The organism is Bordetella ansorpii, from assembly GCF_900078315.1.
Taxonomy (GTDB): domain Bacteria; phylum Pseudomonadota; class Gammaproteobacteria; order Burkholderiales; family Burkholderiaceae_B; genus Bordetella; species Bordetella ansorpii.
The window spans coordinates 26,471-49,403 of the sequence record NZ_FKBS01000008.1 but is presented as its reverse complement, the minus strand read 5'-3'; the positions used below and the strand labels follow the sequence as shown (position 1 = coordinate 49,403).

The following is a 22,933-nucleotide window of genomic DNA, read 5'->3' as shown; positions in this document are numbered from 1 at the left end:
ACCGCTTTCGAATACCAATACAGGAGAAGCGATGGCAGTCATCACCGCAGATACGCTCGGATATCCCTACGCAAAAGGCGCGACCCGGGGAGATGACCTGAAACTCCGGGGAGAGCCGGACAGCAGCCTGTTCAACCGGAAAGAGATCTACGAAGTCGTTTATCTGCTCAACCGGTTCTGCGCCAAGCACAACTTCAATCGCGCCGCGGCATTGAAAGCCGAACGCATGATCCAGACAGGACTGCCGGCGGACGTCCGCACCCAGGCAAACGTGGTGGCCTGGCTCGAAGCCCATTGGGCCAAATTCAAGTGAAGCCGGCAAGGCTGGTTGGCCAGTCTTTGCAATGGCCGCCACCGGCCGTTTGCCCTCCCGCAACGCGCGCCTGGCCAGCCCCATTCGCCATTCGGCCAGGCAGGTCAGCGGCGCCACGCCTGCCGCCGCAGTTGGGATTGGTCCAGGCGGCGTAAGCGCGTGGGCGGGGGCAGACGGTCTACCCTCGCCTCGCCTCCTGATCCCCCTCCAGCACCATCGCAGGATCCACCAGGCTCGCCAGACTGCGCCGGACTTCTTGCGCGAACGGCTCCAACAGCATCGATGGCAAGCGGCCCGGTGCCGTCAGCATCGAGAAGCCCGTCTTGATCACCGGGTCGAACGGCAGGAAGCGCAACTTCCCGCCCTGATAGCATGCCGCCGTCAGCGGATCGATCAGCGCCACGCCCGCGCCGGCCTCGACCAGGGCAAGAATGGACTGCGAGGTGGGCGTTTCGATGGTCAGCGCCCGCTGCACGCCATGCGCCGCGAAGACGCTGTCGATGCGCAGCCGCACGTCCAGCATGGTCGAATGCGAAACGAAGTGCTCGCCCGCCAGATCCTTGGGCGATAGGCGCGAACGCGAGGCCAGCGGGTGTCCCAGCGGCAACCCACAGACCAGCCGCGCCGACATCAGCAGTTCGCCGAACTGCCCCCGCGACACCTCGGGCAGGATGCCGAAACCCACGTCGCACTGCTCGCCCAGCACCATGTCCACCACCGTGCGCGAGCTGTGCATGACCAGCGTGACGGCCACCCGGGGCCGCGTACGCGAGAATTCGGCGATCACCTTGGGCAGGAAGGACAGCGCCATCACCGGCGCCGCCGCGATGTGCAGCCGGCCATAGTGCTGGTCGCGGATTTCCTGCGCCACGCCCAGCACGTGATCGACGCCGCGCAACGAGCGCTGCACCTCGTCGAACAGCAACAGGGCCTGGGCCGTGGGCGTCAGGCGCCCTTTCACACGCTCGAACAGGCGGAAATCCAGCCGTTCTTCCAGGGCATTGAGCAGGCGCGTCACTACCGGTTGTGAGACGTGCATCATCTCGGCTGCGCTGGTGACGGTCTTGCGCAGCATGACCGCGCGGAAGGCTTCGAGATGGCGGAAAGTGACGCGGCCAGCCATAGCAAAAAGACATTGAAAGGTGAAGTTTAGGAATTGTACATAGGCTTTCCAGGGTCTTAGCATCTGCTGAAGCAAGGTCTGCGTTGCGATTTTCCTGCGAATTTCCGGCGCCACCCTCAAAGAAGCACCGGCGAACCTATACATACCTATTTGCTATGGAATCTAGGGAAAACCCGAATCAATCCTCGGCCAATGCGTCCGAACCCATATGGCGGCGGCTCGAGGCCTCGACCGGCGCCCGTGGCACCGTCACCGTGACGGTCGATGGCCAGCCGCAATGCGTACCTGCCGGCATCACCCTGGCGACCGCACTGCTGTGCAGTGGCGCGCGAACCTTCCAACGCAATCCCGCGGGCAACGATCCGCGCGCGCCCTACTGCATGATGGGCGCCTGTTTCGAATGCCTGGTCGACGTGGACGGCGAGGTCCATACGCAGAGCTGTATGGTCGTGGTGCGCGAGGGCATGAACGTGCGCACGGGACGATCCGTCACGGAACCAGGCGGGGATCCGGCATGAGCGCGGCAGTCAATGCGACGGCCGCCGCCCGCCATGCCGATGTCCTGGTGATCGGCGCCGGCCCCGCGGGGTTGGCCGCTGCCTGTGCCGCCGCCGAACAGGGGCTGCGGGTGCTGGTGCTGGACGAACAGGCCCGCGCGGGCGGCCAGATCTACCGCGCGGTAGAGGCCGCCGATCCGGCGCGGCACCAGATACTGGGCCCCGATTACGGCGCCGGGCTGGCGCTGCTGGACCGGTTCCGCCGCAGTGGTGCGCGCCTGCAAGGTGGCACGTCGGTGTGGCAGATCACCCGGGAAAAGCAGGTCTTCGCGCTGGTCGATGGCCAGCCGCGCACCTACACGACGGATGCCCTGGTGCTGGCCACCGGCGCGCAGGAACGCCCCTGTCCCGTGCCTGGCTGGACCTTGCCCGGCGTGATGACGGCGGGCGCGGCCCAGATCCTGCTGAAGACCGAGGGCGTGGTGCCCAGCCGGCCGGCGGTGCTGGTCGGCGCCGGCCCCCTGCTCTATCTGCTGGCCTGGCAGTATCTGCGCGCGGGCGTCTCGATCAAGGCCATCGTCGAGACCACGCCTCGCGCCCATTACCTGCGCGCGGCCCGCAACGTGGCCGGTGCGCTGGCCAACTGGGCGGAACTGCGCAAGGGCATGACTATGCTGCGGGCGATCCGCCGCGCCGCCATCCCTCGCTACAAGCATGCCGAGGATCTGGTCATCGAAGGCAAGGAAGCGGCGCAGGCCGTGCGTTTCAAGGCCGCGGGCCGCACGCACCGGATCGGGACCGACCTCGTCCTGCTGCATCAGGGCGTGGTGCCGAACATCCAGAACAGCCAGGCGCTGCGCCTGGACCACACGTGGGATGACACGCAACGCTGCTGGAAACCCCGCGTGGATGACCGCGGCCTGGCCAGCCTGTCCGGCTGCTACGTGGTGGGCGACGGCGCGGGCATCGTCGGCGCCAGGACCTCCGCGCTGCAAGGCGAACTGGCTGGCCTGGCGATCGCCGCGGCGCGCCAGTCGGCGGCGTCGCAACCCCGCGATGCGCGCATCGCCGAACTGCAGCGCCGCATCGCCGGCCAGGCGCCGTTCCGCGCCTTTCTCGACACGCTCTATACGCCGCCCGACGCCATTCGCGTGCCTGCCGACAACGTCATCGCCTGCCGTTGCGAACATGTCAGCGCCGGCGCGATCCGTGCGCAACTGGCCACGGACCAGCCCGATCCGAATCAGCTCAAGTCCTATCTGCGCTGCGGCATGGGCCCGTGCCAGGGACGCCAATGCGGCCTGACCGTGGACGAGATCGTTGCCGACGCGCGCGGCATATCGCCCGCCCAGGTCGGTTATTACCGGCTGCGGCCCCCGCTCAAACCGATCACGCTGGAACAATTGGCGCGCGGCGCCGCCGCCCAAGCAGGAGAAAAGCCATGAGCCCGCAACGTATCGAAGCCGATGTGGTGGTGGTCGGCGGCGGGTTGGCCGGCCTGTCCAGCGCGGTGCATCTCGCGCGGCGCGGCCTGAAGACGGTAGTGCTGGAAGCGCAGTACAGCGGCCGCCACGCCTCGGGCGTAAATGCGGGCGGCGTGCGCACGCTGGGACGGCACGTCGCCGAAATCCCGCTGTCGCTGGTGGCGCGTGACGAATACTGGGTCGACATGCCCGGCTTTTTCGGAGCCGATTGCGGCTTCGAGGCCAGCGGCCAGCTCAAGGTCGCCGAGACCGAGGCCGACATGGCGGCTGCTCGCAAGCGCGTGGGCGAACTGCAGGCCCTGGGCTTTCATCACGAAGTGCTGATCGACCAGACCGCCGTGCGCGAACTGGTGCCATCCATGTCGCCCCACGTGCTGGGCGGCATCTGGGCGAAGGAAGACGGCCACGCCAACCCCTACCGCACCGTGCTGGCCATGCTGGGCGCGGCCCGCCGCCAGGGCGTGCAGGTGTTCGAAGGCCAGAAAGTCGAGAAGATCGAACCCCTGGGTGACCGCTGGGTGGCGCAGGCGGGCGGCGTGATCTGCTCGGCCACGCATGTGGTCAACTGCGCCGGCGCCTGGGCGGGCGAATTCGCGCGCCAGTTGGGCGAGCCCGTGCCCGTCCAGCCGACCGGGCTGATGCTGATGATCACGCAGAAGATCGCGCCCTTTGTCGATCCGGTGCTGGGCGCCATGGGCCGGCCCCTGTCGTTCAAGCAGTTCGAGAACGGGTCGGTGCTGATCGGCGGCGCGCTGCGCTGCGAGGCCAATCCCGGTGAACGCCTGGCCGACGTCGATGTGGCGCGGCTGTACAACAGCGCGGTCACCGTGACCGACCTGTTTCCGCACCTGAAGACCTTGCCGGTGAACCGCACCTGGGCCGGTGTCGAGGGCGTGATGCCGGACAACATTCCGGTGCTGGGCCACAGCGGCCGCGCCAGCAACGTGGTGCACGCCTTCGGCTTCTCGGCCCACGGGTTCGAGATGTCGCCCGTGGTCGGGCGCATCGTCAGCGAACTGGTGGTCGACCGGCGCAGCAGCCTGCCGATCGACGCATTCGCCATCGGGCGTTTCCAGGGCTCGCCCGCCTGAACCCGGAAAGGCCCGGAATGGCGAGCCCTCAGTCCGCTTTACTGCGGTTCGATGCCGGCCTTCTGCACGACGGCGCGCCACTTGTCGGCGTCGGCGTTGGCCTGCTCCTGAAGCTGCTTCGGGCCTTCGGCCACCACCTGGATGCCCTGGCCCTGCAGGAACTGCACCATCTCGGGTCGTTTGAGCACCGTGTCGATCTTGCCGGCGATCTTCTCCTGCAGGTCGGCCGGCATGTTGGGCGGCGCGTAGACCGCGAACCAGATGATGGCCTCGAAGTCCTTCATGCCCTGCTCTTCAAGAGTGGGCACGTCGGGCAGCAGGGGCGAACGGGTGCGCGAGGTCACGCCCAGGGCCTTCAGGCGGCCGGCCTTCACCGGTTCCAGCGAGGTCATGATCACGTCCAGCATCATGTCCACGTGGCCGCCGAGCACGTCGATGAGGGCCGGACCGCTGCCTTTGTACGGCACGTGGTTCATCTTGATCTGGGCTTCGGTGGCGAAGTATTCGCTGCCCAGGTGGCTCGACGTGCCGGGACCGCCCGACGCATAGTTCAGGACGCCGGGCTTGGCCTTGGCCAGCGCGATGAACTCCTGCAGGTTCTTGACCTTGACCACTTCGGGATTCACGACGATCAGGTCGGGAATCAGGCCGATCATGGTGATGGGCGTGAAGTCCTTGCGCGGGTTGTAGGGCAGGTTCTTCATCACGCTTTCGTGGATCGAGTGCGTGGAGACTGTGCCCAGCAGCAACGCGTAGCCGTCGGGCTTCTGGCGCGACAGGTAGGACGAGCCGATCACGCCGCCCGCGCCGACCTTGTTCTCGACGATGACCGTCTGGCCGACTTCCTTGCCCAGGGCATCGGCCACCTTGCGCGCCACCAGGTCGGTCGAGCCGCCGTTGGCGAACGGCACGATCAGCTGCACCGGCCGGCTGGGCCACGAGGCCGTATCCGCCGCCTGCGCCACGCGTGCGCCGGGCAACACCGCGGCCAGGCACAGGGCCGCCGCCAGACCGTGCCGCTTGAAACTTTGCTTCATCACTTCCCCTTGAAGTATGTCGTCGTGGACGGTCGCCTTGACTTGCCGTCCATCGAATGGAATGGACCATGCTACGCAACTCCTGCCGCGTCCACCCAGCCCTTGCCATTTATAAGTGCATAGACGGTGTGTTATGAAAGCCTGCGATCTTCACCTCCTGCCCCACTTCTCCGCGTTGATGACGCACCGTAATGTGTCCAAGGCCGCCGCGCAGCTGGGCATCAGCCAGCCCTCGATGAGCGCCGCCTTGAGCCGCCTGCGGCACCTGTTCGGCGATTCGCTGCTGACGCGCGAAGGCAACCAATGGACGCCGACCGAGCGCGCGCTGGCGCTGCACCATTCGTTCGGCCCCTTCCTGGACACCTGGCTGTCGGCCTCGACGCGCGCCAGCGAGTTCGACTGGAAAACCGAGTCGCGCACCTTCGACATCTATGCCAGCGACTATCTGCAGTTCGCCGCCCTGCCCCGCATCATCGGCAAGCTGAAGGAGATCGCGCCCAACCTGACGCTGCGCATGTTGCCGCCCCGGCTGCACGGCGGGCAGGAGATGCTGACGGAAAACCACATCGAGCTGTACCTGGGCTATTACCCGGATCCGCCCGGCAGCCTGCGCGCCCGCTATCTGTTCGAAGAAGAGGTCTGTTGCGTGGTGCGCCAGGACCACCCAGTGCTGGCGCGCAGCTGGAACCTGGACGCCTTCCTGGCCTACGAGCACGTGGACACGTCGGGGCACGCGGGCTACTTCAGCACGCAGATCGACGCCGCGCTGCGGGAAACCGGCCAATTGCGCCGCACGGGTGCGGTGCTGTCGAGCTACCTGGCCGTGCCCTTCGTGCTGGCCCAGTCGGACATGCTGGCCATCCTGCCGTCCAGCGTGGGCCAGGCGCTGGCGTCGGTGTCGAAGACCACCGTGCTGCCCATCCCCCTGAAGCTGCCCAAGATGCGCATCTCGATGTTCTGGCACGAGCGCAACCGCAGCGATGGCGCGCATGCCTGGCTGCGCAACTTCATTGCCACCGAGCTGGAGACGCAACGGGAGCCTTCCACCTGCCAGCGGATGCCGGCAATGGCGCAGGCGGTGGCGCAATAGAAATCGAGAAAGGCCCCACGCAAGGGCTTTTCTCGTTGCGGGCGCTACCCGTGGGCGCGCCGGGGCGTGAACCTCAGCGGCCCGCCGGCAACAGCTTCGCCAGCGCGGCCTCGCCCAATTCACCATAGGCGATACGCGCCCGTTCCGCCGTCAGCACACCGTCTTCCAGGTCGTTGACGATGTCCTCCAGCGAGCGTTCGGCGGGCAGGCCCACCGCGCCGCCGCCGGAGGTTTCCATGCGGATGCTGTCGCCCGTCTTCAGCACGATGTTGGCCGACTTGGACTGCAGCGCCGTCACCTCGCCCGACGCCTTGCGCAGCGACAGCGTGGCGCGCCGGCCCGGGTTGCCGCCGGCCGCGCCCGAGGCCTGGCCCACGGTGTGCGAATCGGCCCGCGCCGTGAACACGATGCCTTCGGCCTGCGCCGAGATCTGGCGCGCCAGGCCCATGCCGCCACGCTGCCGGCCTTCGCCGCCCGAGTCCACCACGTAGCCGTACGCGTCCACGCGCAGCGGATACTCGTTCTCCAGCGCCTCGACCGGCAGGTTGGACGAGTTGGTCATGTGCACGTGCACGCCGTCCATGCCGTCCGAATCCGCGCGGGCGCCCGACCCGCCGCCCACGGCTTCGATGTACACGTAGGAACCCGGCCGGTCGGCATGGCGTCCCGAGAACACGATCGCCGGGCACACATCGTTGCCGGCGCCCATGATGCGCTCGGGCGGCAGCACGCCGCGGAACGCGCCGAAGATGGCGCCCGCGACCTTCTGCGCGGTCAGCGAACGCGCGCCCACGGCGGCCGGCGAATCCGGGCTGACGATGCTGCCCTTGGGCAGGCGGATCTCCAGCGGCTCGAACAGACCGGCGTTGGCCGCCATGTCCGGATCCAGCAGCGCCTTCACCGAGTAGTACACGCAGGCGTTCAGCGCATTCACCGGCAGGTTCATCGCGCCGCGCGCCTCGGGACCGGATCCCGCGAAGTCGAAGATCAGCTTGTCGGCCGCCACGGTGACCTCCACCCGCACCGGCACCGGATCGCCATCGCCCAGGCCGTCGTCGTCCAGCCAGTTCTCGAAACGGTACGAGCCCTGCTTCAGTTGCCCGATACGCAGGCGCAGGCGGTTGCGGGTGTACGAGATCAGGTCCTCGACCGCATCCAGCGCCTTGTCCAGGCCCATCTGCTGCGACAGCTCGCGCACCGCCTGGGCGCCCCGTGCATTGGTGGCGATCTGCACTTTCAGGTCCAGCACGCGCTCTTCGGGATCGCGGGTGTTGTGGGCGATCAGGTTCAGCAGATCCTCGTCCAGCACGCCTTCGCGCACGATGCGGATCACCGGCAGGCGCAGGCCCTCCGCGTAGATCGAGCGCAGCCCGCCCGCGATGGAGCCGGCCACCACGCCGCCGAAGTCCGCATGGTGCCCCACATTGGCCGTGAAGAAGGCCAGGCGGCCGTCGCAGAACACGGGCGTGATCAGGTTGACGTCGGGCAGATGGCTGCCGGCGGCCAGGTAGGGATCGTTGCAGATATAGACGTCGCCGTCCTTGATGTCCTCGGGCTTGTAGCGCGCCAGCACCGTTTCCACCGCGCCGTTCAGCGAACCCAGGTGCAGCGGAATCTGCGTGCCCTGGGCGATCAGGCGGCCACGGCCGTCGAACAGCGCCACCGAGCAATCCTTGCGTTCTTTGATATTGGTCGAGAACGACGAGCGCACCAGCGTGTTGTTCATGTCCTCGGTGATCGACAGCAGGCGATTGCTGAAGACCTCCATCTCGATCGGATCCCGCAGCAGTTCTTGGGGTTTCATGGGAGCCATTCCTATGCGATGTTGATGATCAGGTTGCCGTAGTCGTCCATGACCATGGACTGGCCGGGGCGGATGACGGTGGTCGAGCTCATTTCCTCGATCACCGCGGGGCCTTCGACGCGCGCGCCGGGCGACAGGTTGCTTCGGTGATACACCGCGCTGGGCTGCCAGCCATGCCCGGCGCCGAAGTAGATCTCGCGCGAACCGCTGGGCTGGTTGTCGCCGCGCGCCTCCAGCTTCACCAGCGGCGCCTTCACGATGGCGCCCACCGCCTTCATGCGGCAGTTGATGATCTCGACCTGGCGCTCGGGCACGTCGTAGCCGTACTCCTTCTGGTGCGCGGCGTGGAAGTCGCGCAGGAAGGCGTCCAGGCTGCCGGCATCGAAGTCCTGCGCGGGCACCTGCACCTCGAAGTTCTGGCCCACGTAGCGGGCGTCGATGGTCTTGACGAAGGCGCGGTCCTGCGGGGCCACCTTCTCTTCGTCCAGCCACTGATCGGCCGCGCGTTGCAGGGATTCGAAGCGGCTGGTGGCGTCGGCCCAGGTCTGCGGCGTGACGACGGCGATCGCGGTGGCGACGAAGTCGAAGGAGATGTCGGACAGCAGAATGCCCCGCGCGCACATATTGCCCGGCTCGGGCGGCACGATCACGGTGGGAATGCCGCATTCGCGGGCCACGTCCAGTGCGTGCAGCGGTCCGGCGCCGCCGAAGGCGAACAGCGCGAACTTCGACAGGTCGTAGCCGCGCTCGGTCGACACCGAGCGGATGGCGCGGCTCATGTTGGCGTTGGCGATGCGGATCACGCCTTCCGAGGCCACTTCCACGCCCAGGCCCAGCGGCTCGGCGACCTTCTCGCGCATCACCTGGCGGGCGGCGTCGGCGTAGATGGGCATCTTGCCGTCCAGCACGGCCACGGGATTCAGGCGGTGCAGCGAGATCTGCGCGTCGGTGATGGTCGGCAGCGTGCCGCCGCGGCCATAGCCCACCGGGCCGGGCACGGCGCCCGCGCTTTGCGGCCCCACCTTGAGCGACCCGGCATCGTCCAGCCAGGCCAGGCTGCCGCCGCCCGCGCCGATCACGTGGATGTCGACCATCGGCGTCTTCACGGGATAGCCCGCCACGCTGCGGCTGGCGCTGAGCATGGCTTTGCCATCGGCGATCAGCGACACGTCGGTGCTGGTGCCGCCCACGTCGAAGGTGACAAGGTCGGGATAGCCGATGATGCGGCCCATCACGGCTGCGCCGACCACGCCGGCCGCGGGGCCCGACAGGCAGGTGCGCACCGGGAAGCGGCGCACCGACTCCACCGACATCAGGCCGCCGTTGGAATGGATGGTGAAGGGTTCGATCTTCACGCCTGTTTCCCGTACGCGCTGCAGGAAGCGGCCCAGGTAGCGTTCCATGTTGGGGCCGACCTTGGCATTGAGCGCCGTGGTCGAGAAGCGCTCGTACTCGCGGAACTCGGGCAGCACTTCGCTGGACAGGCACACGTAGGCCTGCGGCAGGACCTCGCGCAGGATCTCGCCCGCGCGGATTTCGTGTGCGGGGTTGCGGTAGGCGTGCAGGAAGCAGATGGCCACGGCCTCGATGCCGCCGTCCTTCATGGCCTGCGCGGCCTGGCGCACGGCGGTTTCGTCCAGCGGCTCGACCGCCTGGCCGCGCGCGTCGATGCGCTCGGCCACCTCCAGGCGCCATTTGCGCGGCGCCAGCGCCTCGGGCTTGCGCACGCTGTAGTCGAAGATGTGCGGACGCGTCTGGCGGCCGATGTCCAGAATGTCGCGAAAGCCTTGCGTCGTCAGCAGCGCACACCTGGCGCCCTTGCGCTCGATGACCAGATTGGTGGCTACCGTAGTGCCGTGCCCGATGTGGCGGATGTCCGCCGGGTCCAGGCCGTTGTCCTGGATCAGCTCGGAGATGCCGCGGTGGATCGCTTCCGAGGGGTCGTGCGGCGTGGACGGAACCTTGTGAAAGACGGTCTTGCCGCTTTCCCCGTGCGTCAGCACCAGGTCCGTGAAGGTGCCCCCGACGTCGATACCAATTCGATACATGCCTCGCCTTTCATCGTTGCAGTAGAAGATGAAGGCATCGTAGAGGCGCGGGCGGTGGCGGCCCATCGACGGGATTCTATGGGCTTATGGGGTTCGGTCTATGGACAAGTCAGCCCGTTTCGTGCAACAGGGGTATTCTTGCGCTCTTGCAAAGTCCCCGATAACGAGACACCGGAAACTACGACATGGGCATGGACAAAAGCCGCGCGGCGGATTCTCACGGCTGGCTCATCCTGTTGCTGCCGCCCCTCTTGTGGGCGGGAAACTTCATCGTCGGACGCGCCGTCCGCGCCGATGTCCCTCCCATGATGCTGGCCTTCGCCCGGCACGTCGTGGCCTTTGCTTGTGTTTTGCCCTTCGGCTGGGCGGTGATCCGACGGGATTGGCGTCAATATTGGCGGCTGCGCTGGTTGCTGGTGCGCACCGGGCTGGCCGGCCTGGCGATGTTCAGCGTGCTGGTCTATATCGGCCTGCATCACACGACCGCGGCCAACGGTCAGTTGCTCAATTCCACCATTCCCGTACTGGTGTTGCTGATGGCTGCCCTGTTCTTCGGCCAGAAACTGGTGGCCCGGCAAGTGGTAGGCCTGGCACTGAGCTGCGTCGGCGTACTGACCATCATCACCCACGGCGACCTGGCGGGACTGCTGGCCTTGTCCTTTTCCGAGGGCGACCTGATCGTGTTCGGGGCCATGGCCTCCTTCGCCTTGTATTCGCTGTGGCTAAGATCGGTCCCCCCCAGCCTGAGCCGCATTGGGTTGCTGACGATCCAGTTGGGCATCACGGTGGTGGCGCTACTGCCTCTTGCCGTCATCGAGTACCGGGGCGGAGCCCGGACGGTCTGGAGCGCAACCTCCGTGGCGGCCATTCTCTACGTGGGCATCGTGGCCTCGCTGTTGGCCAATCTGCTTTACTCAGTGGGCGTGGCACGCATCGGACCGGCCAAAGCCTCACTGTTCATCCACCTTCTGCCGGTGTATGGAGCGTTGATGGCCGTGGGCTTCCTGGGCGAATCGCTGCACCTGTACCACGCTATCGGAATCTCGGTGATCATCGCCGGTCTGGCGCTGTCGCGCACCGCACCGCCGGCAACGCCGGCCACTGGTCAATCCGAAGGCGCACCGACCCGATCCGCCTGATTACTTCTTTTCGCCTTCGTCCATCTTCAGCAGATGGCCGGTGCGATCGATCTTCGCCTTCAGGTACGCCAGGTTGTGCTGGTTGGCGTGCACGCCCGTCAGGCGGCACCTGGCCACCTCGATGCCCAGTTGTTCGAGCTGCTGCTTCTTGTCGGGATTGTTGGTGACCAGCTCGATGCGGGTGATGCCCAGTGCCTTCAGCATCTGCGCAGCCGCCGTGTAGTCACGGTCGTCCACGCCATGCCCCAGTTCCAGATTGGCGGCATAGGTGTCGCGGCCCTGTTCCTGCAGGCGGTAGGCGTCCAGCTTGGAATACAGGCCGATGCCGCGCCCCTCCTGGCGCAGGTAGAGCAGATAGCCGCCCTCTTGGTTCAGCACGCTGAGCGCTTCCTGCAACTGCGGGCCGCAATCACAGCGCAACGACCCGAACACATCGCCCGTCAGGCATTCGGAATGCAGCCGCACCACGGGGATGGCCCCCGGCTCGCCCAGGCGCAGCGCCACGTGCTCCTTGCCATCGGCCAGGCCGTTGAAGCTGTACGACTGCGCCAGGGTGTCCGTGCCATCGGCCAGGCGGACAGGCAGTTGCACCGTCACGCGGATCGAGGCGGCGGGTTGAATGGGTGTGGTTCGAGGGGCTACGGCAGTCACAGCGGAAAACCAACTTGGTAAAAATGTCAGGAACCTGCGGCGCCAGCGGCAGGAAAACGCGCCATGCACGGAGGCGCTCCATGCTACATGGGGGCTGAAGCGGCAATTGCCAGCGCCGTTTTATCGTTCTGCATCGGAATACCGGACTCGATGTGCGGGTGAGTACGATATGGCGTGCAAGAGGAGGAGATTTTCGGCTCCAACCGCCATTTTCCCAGAAAAACAGGGTGCGGAAAGCCGGACCAGCCAAACACACTGTCCTGGCCGGGCGGCCCGCCGGTCTGGCGGCGCAGCGGTGACCTTGCTGGCGGCCACGCGATTGCCTATGCTGCCGACGGTGCTTATCGGCGTGGCGGCGGCGGGTACGCTACGGCATTTCATGGAATAGGAAGCGGATGTCCACGATTCAAACCAACGATTACCGGGTGCCCACCGATCAGGGCGGACTTTTCGTGCGGCGCTGGACGCCGGACGAGGATGGCTTCGGCGCCCTGCCTCCCATCGTGATGCTGCATGACTCGTTGGGCTGCGTGGAACTGTGGCGCGATTTTCCGGCGCATCTGGCTGCGGCCACCGGCCGTGACGTGATCGCCTACGACCGGCTGGGCTTCGGCCGTTCCGATCCCAATCCCGGCACCTTGTCCCCGCTGCATTTCATCCAGGCCGAGGCCGACGAAGGTTTCCGCAGCGTGCGCGAGGCCCTGGCGCTGGAGCGTTTCGTGCTGTTCGGGCACAGCGTGGGCGGCGGCATGTCGGTGGCCTGCGCGGCGCGTTATCCGTCGGCCTGCGCGGGACTCATCTGCGAATCGGCTCAGATGTACGCCGAAGACCGCACCCTGAACGGCATCCGCGACGCCCGACAGGCGTTTGCCGATCCGGTCCAATTGCAGCGGCTGGCCAAGTATCACGGCGAAAAGGCCGGATGGGTGCTGCACGCCTGGATCGACTCCTGGCTGGCGCCCGAGTTCGCCAGTTGGAACCTGGACGCGGAACTGCGCCAGGTGCGCAGCCCGATCCTGTCGCTGCATGGCGACACCGACGAGTACGGCTCCACCACGCATCCCGAGCGCATCGCCCGCCTGGCCCCGGCGGACACCACGGTGCATATCCTGCCCTCTTGTGGGCATGTGCCGCATCGCGAGCAGGAAGACGTGGTGCTGGGATATGTAAGGGCCTGGCAGGACACGGCAAAGCCGTAGACGCGCCCGGGAGAGTCCGGCGCCCACGGCAGGCAGGCTCGCAGTCCGGCCAGGATTCCGATCAGGCCGCCGGTTGCGCCACGGGCCAGACGCGCTCGTCGGGCAGCCAGTACACCACGCTGCCGCCTGCCTCCTGCCGCTCTTCCACCTGCAAGGGGCTGAGCCTGCCCTTCAGGTTGAGGCCGCCCATGCAGGTGCCGGTGTCCGGCGCGAACGTGGCGCCATGCTGCGCGCACATCAGCAGGTCGCCCGCGCGCGTGAAGACGCTGCCTTCCCAGTCGATGGCGATGCCCATGTGCAGGCAGCGGTTCAGGTAGCCATACACCTGGTCTTGATAACGGACGAAGAACACGGTGGTCGGCCCGCGCCGATCCTGCGCGGGCAGCTTCACGCACAGCCCGCCGTTCACCAATTCGTCGCTGCGGCACACCCGCACGGCGCTTGCTTCGGTCATACCCCTTTCCCTTTCATTTCCGCGACCGACACGGCCCCGGACAGGGCCATGGCGAGGCGTAATTCGTCCTTGATGATGGCCAGCGCATGCCGTACACCGGCCTGTCCGCCACTGGCCAGCCCATATAGCGTAGCCCTGCCCAACTGCACGCCGTCGGCGCCCCACGCCAGCGCCTTGGCCACGTCGGAGCCGGACCGGAAGCCGCTGTCGATCAGCAGCGCGGCCCTGCCCTGGATGCGCTCGGCGATGGCGGGCAGCATGTCCAGCGTGGCCGCCGCCGCGTCATGCTGCCGCCCGCCGTGGTTCGATACGATCACGCCATCGACGCCTTCGTCCACGGCGCGCTGCGCATCGCCGGCATCCAGTATGCCCTTGAGCACCAGCTTCTTCGGCCATGCGCGGCGCAGCCACGCCAGATCGTCCCAGGTGAAACTGCTGCTGAGCTGTTGCTGCATGACTTCGGAGATCGTACTGCCTTTGGGCACCTCGCCCAAGACTTCCGCGAACACGCGCAGCGTGGGCGATCCGCCCCGCGCCATCTGCAATGCCCATGCGGGATGCCTGGCGCAGTCCAGCAGATTCGCCAGCGTCCAGCGAAACGGCAGGGTGAACCCGTTGCGGATATCGCGGTTGCGGCGCCCGGCGACCGCCGTATCCACGGTCAGCTGCAGCACGTCGAAGCCCTGCGCGTGGATATGTTGCAGGAAGGACTCGACCAGTCCGCGGTCCTTCAGCATGTATAGCTGAAACCACTTGGTCAGGCCGCCGATGCGGGCAATGTCCGTCATGGGCAGGCAGGCCGCAGTGCTCATCACGAAAGGAATGCCCGCGTCGGCGGCGCCACGTGCCAGGCACGCGTCGCCGTGCAGCCAGTAGGCGCCGTTCAAGCCCGTGGGACCGATGGTCACGGGCATCGTACTGGATGCGCCCAGCAGGGTCGTCGACATATCCACGCGGCTGACGTCGATCAGCGCCCGTTGCTGAAGGCGGCACTCCTGCAACGCACGCCGATTGCGCGCGGCGCACTCTCCTTCGCCGGCGTCGCCATCGATGTAGTCGAAGACCATTCGGGGCAGGCGACGCCGCGCAAGCAACCGCAGGTCGCCGATGCTGGCCGCCCGCGTCAATCCGGAAGGAAGATCGTGATCGGGGGGCACGCTACTCCACCTTCAAGCCGCCGGCTTCGACCAGTTGCTTCGACACCACCGCCTCGCGGTCGATGGTGGCCTGAAAGTCGGCGGGCGTGCCGCCACGCGGCAAGGTGCCTTGGGCCACCAGGGCATCCTGCACGGCTTTGTCCTTGAGCACGTCGTTGACGGTGGCATTGAGCCGCGACACGATCTCGGGCGGCGTGCCGGCAGGCGCCAGGATGCCCAGCCAGGTCAAATGGCTGAAGGGCTTGCCCAGCACTTCCGCCACCGTGGGCGTATCGGGCAGCGCCGGCCACCTTTGCTCCGACGTCACCGCCAGCGCCTTTAGCTTGCCCGCCTGGATCAACGGCAAGGCGGCCGACAAGGTGGACGACACCAGCGGAATCTGTCCGCCTGACGCATCGGCCAAGGACGGCCCCGAGCCGCGATACGGCGCGTGCACCAGCGAAATACCCGCGGCGCGCTGGAATAGTTCGGCGGCGATATGGCTCGGCAGGCCCACCCCCGGGCTGCCGTAGGCGATGGTGCCTGGTTTGGCTTTCGCCTGCGCGATCAGTTCGCGCAGCGTGGAGAACGGCGCGTTATTGGCCGCGACCAATACGGAGGGTCCCCGCGTGGCCTCCGCAATCGCCACGAATTCATTCAATGCATAAGGTGCCTTGGCGAACAGGTAGACGTTCAGCGGATGATTGTTGCCGGTCAGCAGCAAGGTATAGCCGTCCGGCTTGGCGCTGCGCACCACTTCCGTTGCGATGTTGCCGCCGCCGCCACCCCGGTTTTCCACCACGACAGGCTGTTTCAGTATCCGGCCGACCTTCTCGCCGACCAGCCGGGCGACGAAGTCGCCGCCGCCGCCCGGCGCAGACGGCACCACCAGGCGAATGCTGCGTTGCGGATAGTCTTGCGCCGCTGCAGTGCCCGTGCACAAGGCACAGGCCACGGAAACGAGCGCCCCAAAGGAAACGCGCAAGGCGCGTCGAGCGAAATGTGTCATGTTGTCTCCTGCTTTTTTGTTTGTCAGGCCTTCGTTCCGAGGCCTGCCGCGTTGCCTATCGTTCTAGGGCAACCGTGCCGCGCAGCGCGCCTATCGCGCGCCGACCACGTTTCTGCCGGCCAACGCCTCGATCTCTTCTGCAGCGTAGCCAAGCTCGGACAGGACATCGCGGGTGTGCTCGCCGTAGAGCGGCGCCCCGCGCCGGGTCACGCCATGCCCATCGGAGAATTTGATCGGGCAGCCCAGCGCCTGCACCGTTCCCGCGACGGGATGGTCCACTTCCACCACCATCTGGCGCGCCTGCGTCTGCGGATCGGCCAGCACCTGCGCCATGGTGCGCACCGGCCCCGCCGGCACGCCCGCCCGCTCGAAATCCGGCATCCAGTCGTCGGTCGGCCGGCTTCGCAGGATATCGGACATGATGGCCACCAGCGCGTCGCGGTTGGCCATGCGGGCGCCGTTGGTGGCGAAGCGCTCGTCGGTGATCATCCAGCCCGCGCCCAGCACGTTTGCCGTGCCCTCCCAGGTGGCCTTGCTGATGGCGCCGACGTTGATCCAGCCATCCTGCGTGGGAAACGCCTGGTAGGGTGCGGCGACCGGATGGGCGGATCCCATGGGGCCGGCCGATACGCCCGTGGCCAGGGCCAGGGCAGCCGGCCAATAGGTATGCACCACAGAAGCCTCCAGCAGCGAAGTATCGACGAACTGCCCCCGGCCGGTTGTCAGGCGGCGGATGTAGGCCGCCAGGATGCCGGTGGCGGCCAGGATGCCGGCCGTCACGTCTCCCACGGGAACGCCCAGCTTTACGGGCGGACGGCCCGGGGCTTCGCCGGTCATGCTCATCAGCCCCGACATGCCTTGCGAGATCAGGTCATAGCCGGCGCGCGTCGCATAGGGACCGTTGGTGCCGAAACCCGTGATCTTGCAATAGATCAGGCCGGGATTCTGCTCGCGCAGGGATTCGTAGCCCAGGCCCAGCTTTTCCAGGGTGCCGGGCCGGTAGTTCTCCAGCACGACGTCGGCCGTCGCGATCAGCCGGCGGACCACCTCCACGCCGGCGGGGTCTTTCAGATCGACCGCGATGCCCCGCTTGTTGCGGTTGATGATCATGAACGAGGCCGACTCGCCGTGGATCTCGGGCGGCGTGGTGCGCCGCGTGTCGTCGCCGCCAGGAAGACGTTCGACCTTGATGACGTCCGCGCCCATGTCCGCCAGCAGCAGACCGCCGACCGGCCCCGCCATGACGTGTGCGATCTCGATGACCTTCAGGCCGGACAGCGGGCCGCCCGTTTCGGTGTGCGTGTGAACCGACATGCTGCTCATCTCCCCAGATACTCGGGTTTCGTTTTTGCCAGAAAGGCCTGGAAGCCCCGGTGATAGTCTTCCGTATCGAAGCAGTCGTAGCCTTCGTCGCGTTCTTGCGGCGTCAGCGGCGTGCCGTCGCGCAGCCGCTGAACGAATTTCTTGTGCCAGCGCGCCGACAGCGGCGCGCCCGCCAGGATGCGCGATACGGCTTGGCCAAGCGCCTCGTCGAAGTCCGCTGTCTCGACGACCTGCTGCACCAGTCCCATGCGCAGGGCCTCGTCGGCGCTGACCACGTCGCCCAGCAGCAGCAAGCGCAGCGCGCCGTCCGGGCCCGCCACGCGTACCAGGCCTTCGAGTTCAGGATAGGCGAGGACCGCGCCCAGGCGCGCGATGGGCACGCCGAACCGGCTGTCCGAGGTGCACAGGCGAATGTCGCAGAACGCCGCCAACTCCAGCCCCCCGCCGACACAGGCGCCGCGGATGGCGGCCACCGTCGGCACCGGGAAGTCGCGTACGCCGTGCATGGCGCGATGGCCGTGCTGGGCGAAAGCGATGGCCTGTTCCCTGGTGGCGCGAATGGCTTCGAATTCCTCGATGTCCGCCCCGCTGCCGAAGGCGCTGTCGCCGGCGCCTCGCAGCACCAGGCAGCGCAGGCCGGGATCCCTCTTCAGGTCATGCAGCATGTCGCCCATGGCGATCCACATCGCCTGGTTCATGGCGTTCTTCTTGCCGGGATTGTCGATGACGATGGTCGCGACGTGGCCGTCGCGGTGCAATTGCAGCGTGCCGCTCATGGAGTCTCCTGTTTCGAGTTTTGGCTAGTCTAGGAGTCACCGGCGCGACACAAAAAATACATTTTCAGACTGGGGGCATATAGAATCGTTATACCCTTGCCAAAGCCGCCTCTTCTCTTCGCTGACGCCCTTCCTCCATGGATACCCGGCCATTGAAATACTTCGTCGGCATCGTCGATGCCGGCAGCCTGTCGCGGGCGGCGCGTTCATTGCATGTCGCCCAGCCCGCGCTGACGCTGCACATGAACCGGCTGGAGGCCGAACTGGGCGTGCAATTGCTGTTGCGCGACGTGCGCGGCGCCACGCCCACCGAGGCCGGCAAGGCCGTCTATCAACATGCCAAGCATGTGTTGCGGCAACTGGCCGCGACACCCGAAGTGGCCGCGCAGGCGGCCATCGGCCCCTCCGGCCCGGTGGTGGTCGGGCTTCCGTGGACGGTGTCGTCCGTCATCGGTCTCGATCTGCTGCGCGCCGTGCTGGATCACCTCCCCGCCGTGCGCCTGCAGATCGTCGAGGGCCCCAGCTCCATGCTAGGCACGCTGGTGACGCAAGGCCAACTGGACATGGCCGTGGTGTTCGACGACACGAATCACGATGCATTGAGCCTGACGCCGATGCTGGTGGAACCGCTCTGGCTGGTGGGCGCGCACGGCACGCTCAAGCGCCGCCGCAAGGCCACGCTGGAGGAAGCCTGCACCTATCCGCTGCTGCTTCTGCGCCGGCCCAACGGCATCCGCGAAATCCTCGAAACCTCCTGGCTGCGGCTGAACGTGAAGCCGCAGGTGCGCGCCGAGATCGACTCGCCCAGCCTGCTGATGCAGGCCATCGCCAGCAGAATGGGCTTCTCCATCCTGCCTTCGGCCTCGTTGCCAGGCTCCGATGCGAAGTTGCGGCTGGACAGCGCGCTGCTGCAGGACGAGGCGCTGGCCCGGACTGGCTACATCGCGGTGTCGCGATACCACCATCCCACCGCGGCGGCCGTCGAGACGCGCCATCTGCTGACGGCGTGCATCAACGATGCCATTGCCGGGGGCGTCTGGGCCTGCCGTGCACTGACAGCCACGTCCCCTGCCTAGCGCGCATTCATTGCCAGACAGCCTGAAAAATCATGGCGCGCGTCAGCAGCTGGCCGGCATGCCTCATGAAGTAATCCATCAATCGGTACCCGGTCGGCAGCAGTTGCACCGCATGGTGCCCGTAGCGGACCTGCCGGGCGCTTGCCGCAGATACCGACGCCCCCGGCGCAGCGGCTTTCCAACAGGCACAATACCGGTTTCCCGAACCGAAAAACCTGCCGTGCCGAACGTGTTCAAGGCCCATGCGGGCGCCCTGCTTCTGTGCTTCGCCGCCTGCGTCCAGGCCGCCCAGCCGGCTCCGCCCGCCGATCCGTCCCAGGCGGAAATCGCCGCCCTCAAGCGCGGTTTCGCGGCATTGGAAGCGAAGAAACCAGATACCGCGGTCGACACGTTCCGCGCGCTGTCCTCGTCGGCCAACCCCGACATGGCGGCCCTGGCGCTGGAGGGCATGGGGCATGCCTACCGGCAGAAGCTGGATTTCACCAAGACGGTGAGCTCGTTCGAGCAATCGTTGGCTCTGCCCACCACGATGCCCCGGGACCTGCCGGCCCTGCATCAGCACATCGGCATGGCCGCCGTGCTGGCCGGACAGTACGGCACCGCCGTCAAGCACCTGTCCAGCTGGAAGGCCGCCTGGGAAGCCCACGAGCCCAGCGGCGCCTACGAGTACGCCAACAGCGTCCTGGTCTATCTGGCGGTGGCCTTGGCCGAACAGCGCCAGTATCCGCAGGCGCTGAAGGCCATCGAGCAGTCCCAGGCCCTGAAACCCACGGCGGGCGCCAACACCATCCAGAACGCCATCGAGGCGGCGGCCAAGTCCGGAAAGGCAAAACCGGGAGCGATCGCGGGATTGCTCAAGCCGGGACCGTAACGTCCCCATCTTTCGCACGGCAACCTGACAAACAGCTTGATGATGTAATGTTATTTCATTACACTTGCGGCCTTTTACCGCCCTGGACCGCCTTCACAGGCAGCGCCAGGCGTCACCCGCCGCCTTGCCGGCCCCGCTGTTGCCGTACCCGATGACTGGTCTTTCCTCCTCTTCTCCCCCCTCCCGCCTGCTGTCCATCGACGCCCTGCGCGGTCTGGTGATGCTCATCATGCTGCTGGATCACGTCCGAGAAACCGTGTATCTGCATGCCCAGGTCAGCGATCCCATGGACGTGGCCAACACCCCGCCCGAACTGTTCTTCTCCCGCGCGCTGGCGCACCTGTGCGCGCCCGTTTTCGTGTTCCTGACCGGACTGTCCGCCTGGCTGTACGGCCAGAAGGCGGGCAGCCTGAACGCCACCAGCGCCTTCCTGGCCAAGCGCGGCCTGTTCCTGGTGGCGCTGGAGTTCACGGTCGTCAACTTCGCCTGGACGTTCCAGTTCCCGCCGTCGGTGGTCTACCTGCAGGTGATCTGGGCCATCGGCCTGTCGATGCTGGCGCTGGCCCTGCTGGTGCGCCTGCCCCGTCCCGCGCTGATCGCGGTGGGCGTGGCGCTGGTCGCCGGCCACAACCTGCTGGACGGCATCCACGTGGCGGCGGGCGAACCCGGTTTCGTACTGTGGGCCATCCTGCATGACCGCGGCTGGATCGAGGTCAGCGAATCGCTGCGCCTGCGCACCTCGTACCCGCTGCTGCCGTGGATCGGCGTGATCGCCCTGGGCTATGCCTGCGGCCCGTGGTTCGCCCGCACGGTGGCACCCGCCGAACGCCGGCGGCGCCTGTGCCTGGCGGGCGGCGGCGCCCTGGCGCTGTTCGTGGTGCTGCGCACCTTCAACGCCTACGGCCAGGGGCAAGGCTGGAGCGTGCAGGACGACGCGGTGCGTTCGCTGATGAGCTTCATCAACATCACCAAGTATCCGCCGTCCCTGTTCTTCCTGTTGCTGACCCTGGGCCTGGGGCTGCTGCTGCTGGCCTGGCTGGAACGCCTGGACGCGCGGCCCGCCGTTCGCGTGATGTGCGTGTACGGCGCCGCACCGCTGTTCTTCTACATCCTGCACTTGTATGTGCTGAAGGCGATGTACCTGGCGGCCATGGCGATGTGGGGCCCCAACCAGGGGCAGTATTTCAGCGTGGACGGCGTGGGCATGCTGTGGGTGCTGACGGTAGCGCTGGGCGTGGCCCTGTACTGGCCGGTGCGCGCCTTCGGGCAACTGAAGGCCCGCCGCCGCGACATCGCGTGGCTGAAGTACCTGTAAGACGCCAGGCCATGACGCACGTATCCAAATGGCGCGCCACCTGCCTGGCGCTGGGCCTGGCCGCCGTGGCCCCCGCTCTGGCGGCGCAGGCTGACGGCCCCGCCTTGTTCGGCGTGGTCGATCTGGGCCTGGCCGGCTTCGACGACAGCGAGCGCGGCAGTTCGCACACCATGCAAAGCGGCATGCAGTCCGGCTCGCGCTGGGGACTGCGCGGCCGCGAAGACCTGGGCGAGGGCCTGTACGCCCGCTATCACCTGGAAAGCGGCGTGCTGGCCACCACCGGACGCAGCGCGCAGGGCGGCCGCCTGTTCGGCCGGGGCGCCTGGCTGGGCGTGGGCGGCGCATGGGGCGAACTGCGCGCGGGCCGGCAGACCTCGGTGTCGTCGGAATTGCTCGGCGAGTTCGATCCCTTCCTGGCGTCCTACCTGAACCTGGGCGCGCAGACCGCATTGCTGCCCTTCAACGCCAACCGCGCCGACAACACGCTGGCCTGGCGCCTGCCGGTGCCTGGCCCCTGGCGCGTGGCGGTGGATCACAGTTTCGATGCCACGGGCACCGGCGGCTTCGCCACGAACAGCGCCAACCGCCTGGACAGCGCCGCGCTGGGCTATGACGACGGCGCGTCCGCCGTGGCCGTGACCTACGAAGGTGGGCGCTGGGCCGCCAACACCGCCGAGGGCCGCGCGATGGCCGCGGCGGGCGGCGCGGAGCAACCCTCGGCGGTATCGCTGGCGGGACGACAGAAGATCGGACCCGCGACGCTGTACCTGGCGTACTCGCACATGCGGCATGGCTCGACGCTGCCCGCGGCGCCCTCGCCTGGCCAGACGCCCTACTTTCCCGGCAGCACGGTGCATGGCTTCTTGGCAGGCCTGGGCTGGCAGGTCGGCGCGGGAACGGTGATGGCTTCCTGGCAATCCAGCATTCCCGAGAATGACGGCGCGCTGGCGCGGCAAGGGGCGACGCATGCGCAGCACATCGCCTCGGTGGGCTATTCGCACGACCTGTCGCGCCGCACGAACGTGTACGCCATTCTTGGCCAGTTGCGCGGCGCCTGGGACGATGCGGGCTGGCGGCAGACGCAATATGCGGTGGGGCTGCGGCACCGGTTCTGAAGCCTGCGCGATGCGCCCGCCATGCCGGTCGATCAGCCACGCGGCTCGGGCTGCGCTTGCGACGGCGAGGCCGACGGCACGGCGGGACGCTGCGTCATGCGCAGATACGCTTCGTACTTCTCGAGGTATGCGGGGCTGTAGACGTCGGGCGTGTTCTCGGTGCGCCATTCTTCTGCAAGACCCGACTGCTTCCAGGCCTGCATGTCGCGCACGACCTCCGCGCGCGACAGCGAGTCCTTGGGCACGGCGCTTTCTTTCTGGGCCTGCGCGGCGCCGGTGGCCAGCATCGACAGCATCAGGGCGGCAACGATCTTCAGGGATTGGGCTTTCTGCATGGTGTACCTCGATAAAGTTTGGACAAGGACGCCGGGGTGGCCCGGAT

The 22,933-nt window shown here is 67.1% G+C and carries 22 protein-coding genes; 11 read left to right on the top strand and 11 right to left on the bottom strand.

Features of this window, described 5'->3' with window-relative positions:
• The first annotated feature begins 31 nt into the window (after nt 1–31).
• On the top strand, nt 32–313 hold the full coding sequence (locus A7W11_RS27880; RefSeq protein WP_066408767.1) for a hypothetical protein: 282 nt from the start codon (nt 32–34) through the stop codon (nt 311–313).
• 178 nt (nt 314–491) lie between these two features.
• Here the strand turns inward: A7W11_RS27880 and A7W11_RS04250 are convergent, their stop codons facing one another.
• Nucleotides 492–1,436, bottom strand: coding sequence for a LysR substrate-binding domain-containing protein (locus tag A7W11_RS04250; RefSeq protein WP_066408764.1), 945 nt, complete (start codon nt 1,434–1,436; stop codon nt 492–494).
• Nucleotides 1,437–1,591: 155 nt separating this feature from the next.
• On the opposite strand from A7W11_RS04250, the gene A7W11_RS04245 reads away from it, so the two are divergent.
• Genes A7W11_RS04245 through A7W11_RS04235 form a run of 3 tightly spaced genes read left to right on the top strand, consistent with a single transcriptional unit; the run spans nt 1,592 to nt 4,508 of the window.
• A complete protein-coding gene (locus A7W11_RS04245) occupies nt 1,592–1,954 on the top strand; it encodes a (2Fe-2S)-binding protein (protein WP_082887082.1) in 363 nt (120 codons plus the stop codon).
• Nucleotides 1,951–3,378: an NAD(P)/FAD-dependent oxidoreductase gene (locus tag A7W11_RS04240; RefSeq protein WP_066408761.1), complete on the top strand. Its 1,428-nt coding sequence runs from the start codon at nt 1,951–1,953 to the stop codon at nt 3,376–3,378. Before A7W11_RS04245 ends, A7W11_RS04240 begins: the two co-directional genes overlap by 4 nt.
• Nucleotides 3,375–4,508, top strand: a complete 1,134-nt coding sequence (locus A7W11_RS04235) for an NAD(P)/FAD-dependent oxidoreductase (RefSeq protein WP_066408759.1) — start codon at nt 3,375–3,377, stop codon at nt 4,506–4,508. Before A7W11_RS04240 ends, A7W11_RS04235 begins: the two co-directional genes overlap by 4 nt.
• Before the next feature lie 38 nt (nt 4,509–4,546).
• Here the strand turns inward: A7W11_RS04235 and A7W11_RS04230 are convergent, their stop codons facing one another.
• Nucleotides 4,547–5,545 carry a Bug family tripartite tricarboxylate transporter substrate binding protein gene (locus A7W11_RS04230; protein ID WP_066408757.1) on the bottom strand — a complete coding sequence of 333 codons (999 nt, stop codon included), beginning with the start codon at nt 5,543–5,545 and terminating at the stop codon, nt 4,547–4,549.
• A 133-nt stretch (nt 5,546–5,678) separates the two neighbouring features.
• On the opposite strand from A7W11_RS04230, the gene A7W11_RS04225 reads away from it, so the two are divergent.
• On the top strand, nt 5,679–6,635 hold the full coding sequence (locus A7W11_RS04225) for a LysR family transcriptional regulator (protein WP_082887081.1): 957 nt from the start codon (nt 5,679–5,681) through the stop codon (nt 6,633–6,635).
• Between the two features lie 73 nt (nt 6,636–6,708).
• On the opposite strand, the gene A7W11_RS04220 is transcribed toward A7W11_RS04225, so the two are convergent.
• Together A7W11_RS04220 and A7W11_RS04215 are read right to left on the bottom strand one after the other, a co-directional pair.
• The gene (locus A7W11_RS04220) at nt 6,709–8,439 is read right to left on the bottom strand and encodes a hydantoinase B/oxoprolinase family protein (protein WP_235816799.1); all 1,731 of its coding nucleotides are present in this window, start codon (nt 8,437–8,439) and stop codon (nt 6,709–6,711) included.
• 11 nt (nt 8,440–8,450) lie between these two features.
• Nucleotides 8,451–10,487, bottom strand: a complete 2,037-nt coding sequence (locus tag A7W11_RS04215) for a hydantoinase/oxoprolinase family protein (RefSeq protein ID WP_066409434.1) — start codon at nt 10,485–10,487, stop codon at nt 8,451–8,453.
• Between the two features lie 185 nt (nt 10,488–10,672).
• Between A7W11_RS04215 and A7W11_RS04210 the strand changes: the two genes are divergently transcribed.
• Complete coding sequence (locus A7W11_RS04210) at nt 10,673–11,626, top strand: DMT family transporter (protein ID WP_066408746.1); 954 nt, start codon at nt 10,673–10,675, stop codon at nt 11,624–11,626.
• Here A7W11_RS04210 and A7W11_RS04205 read toward each other — a convergent pair whose 3' ends face one another.
• Entirely contained in the window at nt 11,627–12,211 is a 585-nt protein-coding gene (locus tag A7W11_RS04205; protein ID WP_412778701.1) for a GTP cyclohydrolase II, read from the bottom strand.
• Nucleotides 12,212–12,672: 461 nt separating this feature from the next.
• On the opposite strand from A7W11_RS04205, the gene A7W11_RS04200 reads away from it, so the two are divergent.
• Nucleotides 12,673–13,476 carry an alpha/beta fold hydrolase gene (locus A7W11_RS04200; RefSeq protein ID WP_066408743.1) on the top strand — a complete coding sequence of 268 codons (804 nt, stop codon included), beginning with the start codon at nt 12,673–12,675 and terminating at the stop codon, nt 13,474–13,476.
• Between the two features lie 61 nt (nt 13,477–13,537).
• Here A7W11_RS04200 and A7W11_RS04195 read toward each other — a convergent pair whose 3' ends face one another.
• The 5 genes from A7W11_RS04195 to A7W11_RS04175 all read right to left on the bottom strand — a co-directional run bounded on the left by A7W11_RS04195 (nt 13,538) and on the right by A7W11_RS04175 (nt 18,174).
• A complete protein-coding gene (locus tag A7W11_RS04195) occupies nt 13,538–13,930 on the bottom strand; it encodes a Rieske (2Fe-2S) protein (RefSeq protein ID WP_066408740.1) in 393 nt (130 codons plus the stop codon).
• A complete protein-coding gene (locus A7W11_RS04190) occupies nt 13,927–15,087 on the bottom strand; it encodes an alpha-hydroxy acid oxidase (RefSeq protein WP_066408735.1) in 1,161 nt (386 codons plus the stop codon). The genes A7W11_RS04195 and A7W11_RS04190 overlap by 4 nt, the downstream gene beginning before the upstream one ends.
• Nucleotide 15,088: 1 nt before the next feature.
• Nucleotides 15,089–16,075: a Bug family tripartite tricarboxylate transporter substrate binding protein gene (locus A7W11_RS04185; protein ID WP_066408732.1), complete on the bottom strand. Its 987-nt coding sequence runs from the start codon at nt 16,073–16,075 to the stop codon at nt 15,089–15,091.
• A 90-nt stretch (nt 16,076–16,165) separates the two neighbouring features.
• A complete protein-coding gene (locus A7W11_RS04180) occupies nt 16,166–17,389 on the bottom strand; it encodes a CaiB/BaiF CoA transferase family protein (protein ID WP_066409421.1) in 1,224 nt (407 codons plus the stop codon).
• A 5-nt stretch (nt 17,390–17,394) separates the two neighbouring features.
• Nucleotides 17,395–18,174, bottom strand: coding sequence for an enoyl-CoA hydratase/isomerase family protein (locus tag A7W11_RS04175; protein WP_066408727.1), 780 nt, complete (start codon nt 18,172–18,174; stop codon nt 17,395–17,397).
• Between the two features lie 152 nt (nt 18,175–18,326).
• On the opposite strand from A7W11_RS04175, the gene A7W11_RS04170 reads away from it, so the two are divergent.
• The 4 genes from A7W11_RS04170 (at nt 18,327) to A7W11_RS04155 (ending at nt 22,551) form a co-directional block, all read left to right on the top strand.
• Entirely contained in the window at nt 18,327–19,250 is a 924-nt protein-coding gene (locus A7W11_RS04170) for a LysR substrate-binding domain-containing protein (RefSeq protein ID WP_066408724.1), read from the top strand.
• A 220-nt stretch (nt 19,251–19,470) separates the two neighbouring features.
• Nucleotides 19,471–20,121, top strand: coding sequence for a hypothetical protein (locus A7W11_RS28245; RefSeq protein ID WP_066408722.1), 651 nt, complete (start codon nt 19,471–19,473; stop codon nt 20,119–20,121).
• Nucleotides 20,122–20,272: 151 nt separating this feature from the next.
• Nucleotides 20,273–21,436: a DUF1624 domain-containing protein gene (locus tag A7W11_RS04160; protein ID WP_066408720.1), complete on the top strand. Its 1,164-nt coding sequence runs from the start codon at nt 20,273–20,275 to the stop codon at nt 21,434–21,436.
• A gap of 11 nt (nt 21,437–21,447) precedes the next feature.
• Nucleotides 21,448–22,551 carry a porin gene (locus A7W11_RS04155; RefSeq protein ID WP_066408712.1) on the top strand — a complete coding sequence of 368 codons (1,104 nt, stop codon included), beginning with the start codon at nt 21,448–21,450 and terminating at the stop codon, nt 22,549–22,551.
• 32 nt (nt 22,552–22,583) lie between these two features.
• On the opposite strand, the gene A7W11_RS04150 is transcribed toward A7W11_RS04155, so the two are convergent.
• Nucleotides 22,584–22,886, bottom strand: coding sequence for a DUF4148 domain-containing protein (locus A7W11_RS04150; RefSeq protein ID WP_066408710.1), 303 nt, complete (start codon nt 22,884–22,886; stop codon nt 22,584–22,586).
• Nucleotides 22,887–22,933: the final 47 nt, after the last annotated feature.

Bases quoted from the DNA above. Each gene is read 5' to 3' on its own strand.
- A7W11_RS27880 (WP_066408767.1), top strand. From the start codon at position 32: ATGGCAGTCATCACCGCAGATACGCTCGGATATCCCTACGCAAAAGGC.
- A7W11_RS04250 (WP_066408764.1), bottom strand. From the start codon at position 1,436: ATGGCTGGCCGCGTCACTTTCCGCCATCTCGAAGCCTTCCGCGCGGTC.
- A7W11_RS04245 (WP_082887082.1), top strand. From the start codon at position 1,592: ATGGAATCTAGGGAAAACCCGAATCAATCCTCGGCCAATGCGTCCGAA.
- A7W11_RS04240 (WP_066408761.1), top strand. From the start codon at position 1,951: ATGAGCGCGGCAGTCAATGCGACGGCCGCCGCCCGCCATGCCGATGTC.
- A7W11_RS04235 (WP_066408759.1), top strand. From the start codon at position 3,375: ATGAGCCCGCAACGTATCGAAGCCGATGTGGTGGTGGTCGGCGGCGGG.
- A7W11_RS04230 (WP_066408757.1), bottom strand. From the start codon at position 5,545: ATGAAGCAAAGTTTCAAGCGGCACGGTCTGGCGGCGGCCCTGTGCCTG.
- A7W11_RS04225 (WP_082887081.1), top strand. From the start codon at position 5,679: ATGAAAGCCTGCGATCTTCACCTCCTGCCCCACTTCTCCGCGTTGATG.
- A7W11_RS04220 (WP_235816799.1), bottom strand. From the start codon at position 8,439: ATGAAACCCCAAGAACTGCTGCGGGATCCGATCGAGATGGAGGTCTTC.
- A7W11_RS04215 (WP_066409434.1), bottom strand. From the start codon at position 10,487: ATGTATCGAATTGGTATCGACGTCGGGGGCACCTTCACGGACCTGGTG.
- A7W11_RS04210 (WP_066408746.1), top strand. From the start codon at position 10,673: ATGGGCATGGACAAAAGCCGCGCGGCGGATTCTCACGGCTGGCTCATC.
- A7W11_RS04200 (WP_066408743.1), top strand. From the start codon at position 12,673: ATGTCCACGATTCAAACCAACGATTACCGGGTGCCCACCGATCAGGGC.
- A7W11_RS04195 (WP_066408740.1), bottom strand. From the start codon at position 13,930: ATGACCGAAGCAAGCGCCGTGCGGGTGTGCCGCAGCGACGAATTGGTG.
- A7W11_RS04185 (WP_066408732.1), bottom strand. From the start codon at position 16,075: ATGACACATTTCGCTCGACGCGCCTTGCGCGTTTCCTTTGGGGCGCTC.
- A7W11_RS04180 (WP_066409421.1), bottom strand. From the start codon at position 17,389: ATGTCGGTTCACACGCACACCGAAACGGGCGGCCCGCTGTCCGGCCTG.
- A7W11_RS04175 (WP_066408727.1), bottom strand. From the start codon at position 18,174: ATGAGCGGCACGCTGCAATTGCACCGCGACGGCCACGTCGCGACCATC.
- A7W11_RS04160 (WP_066408720.1), top strand. From the start codon at position 20,273: ATGACTGGTCTTTCCTCCTCTTCTCCCCCCTCCCGCCTGCTGTCCATC.
- A7W11_RS04155 (WP_066408712.1), top strand. From the start codon at position 21,448: ATGACGCACGTATCCAAATGGCGCGCCACCTGCCTGGCGCTGGGCCTG.
- A7W11_RS04150 (WP_066408710.1), bottom strand. From the start codon at position 22,886: ATGCAGAAAGCCCAATCCCTGAAGATCGTTGCCGCCCTGATGCTGTCG.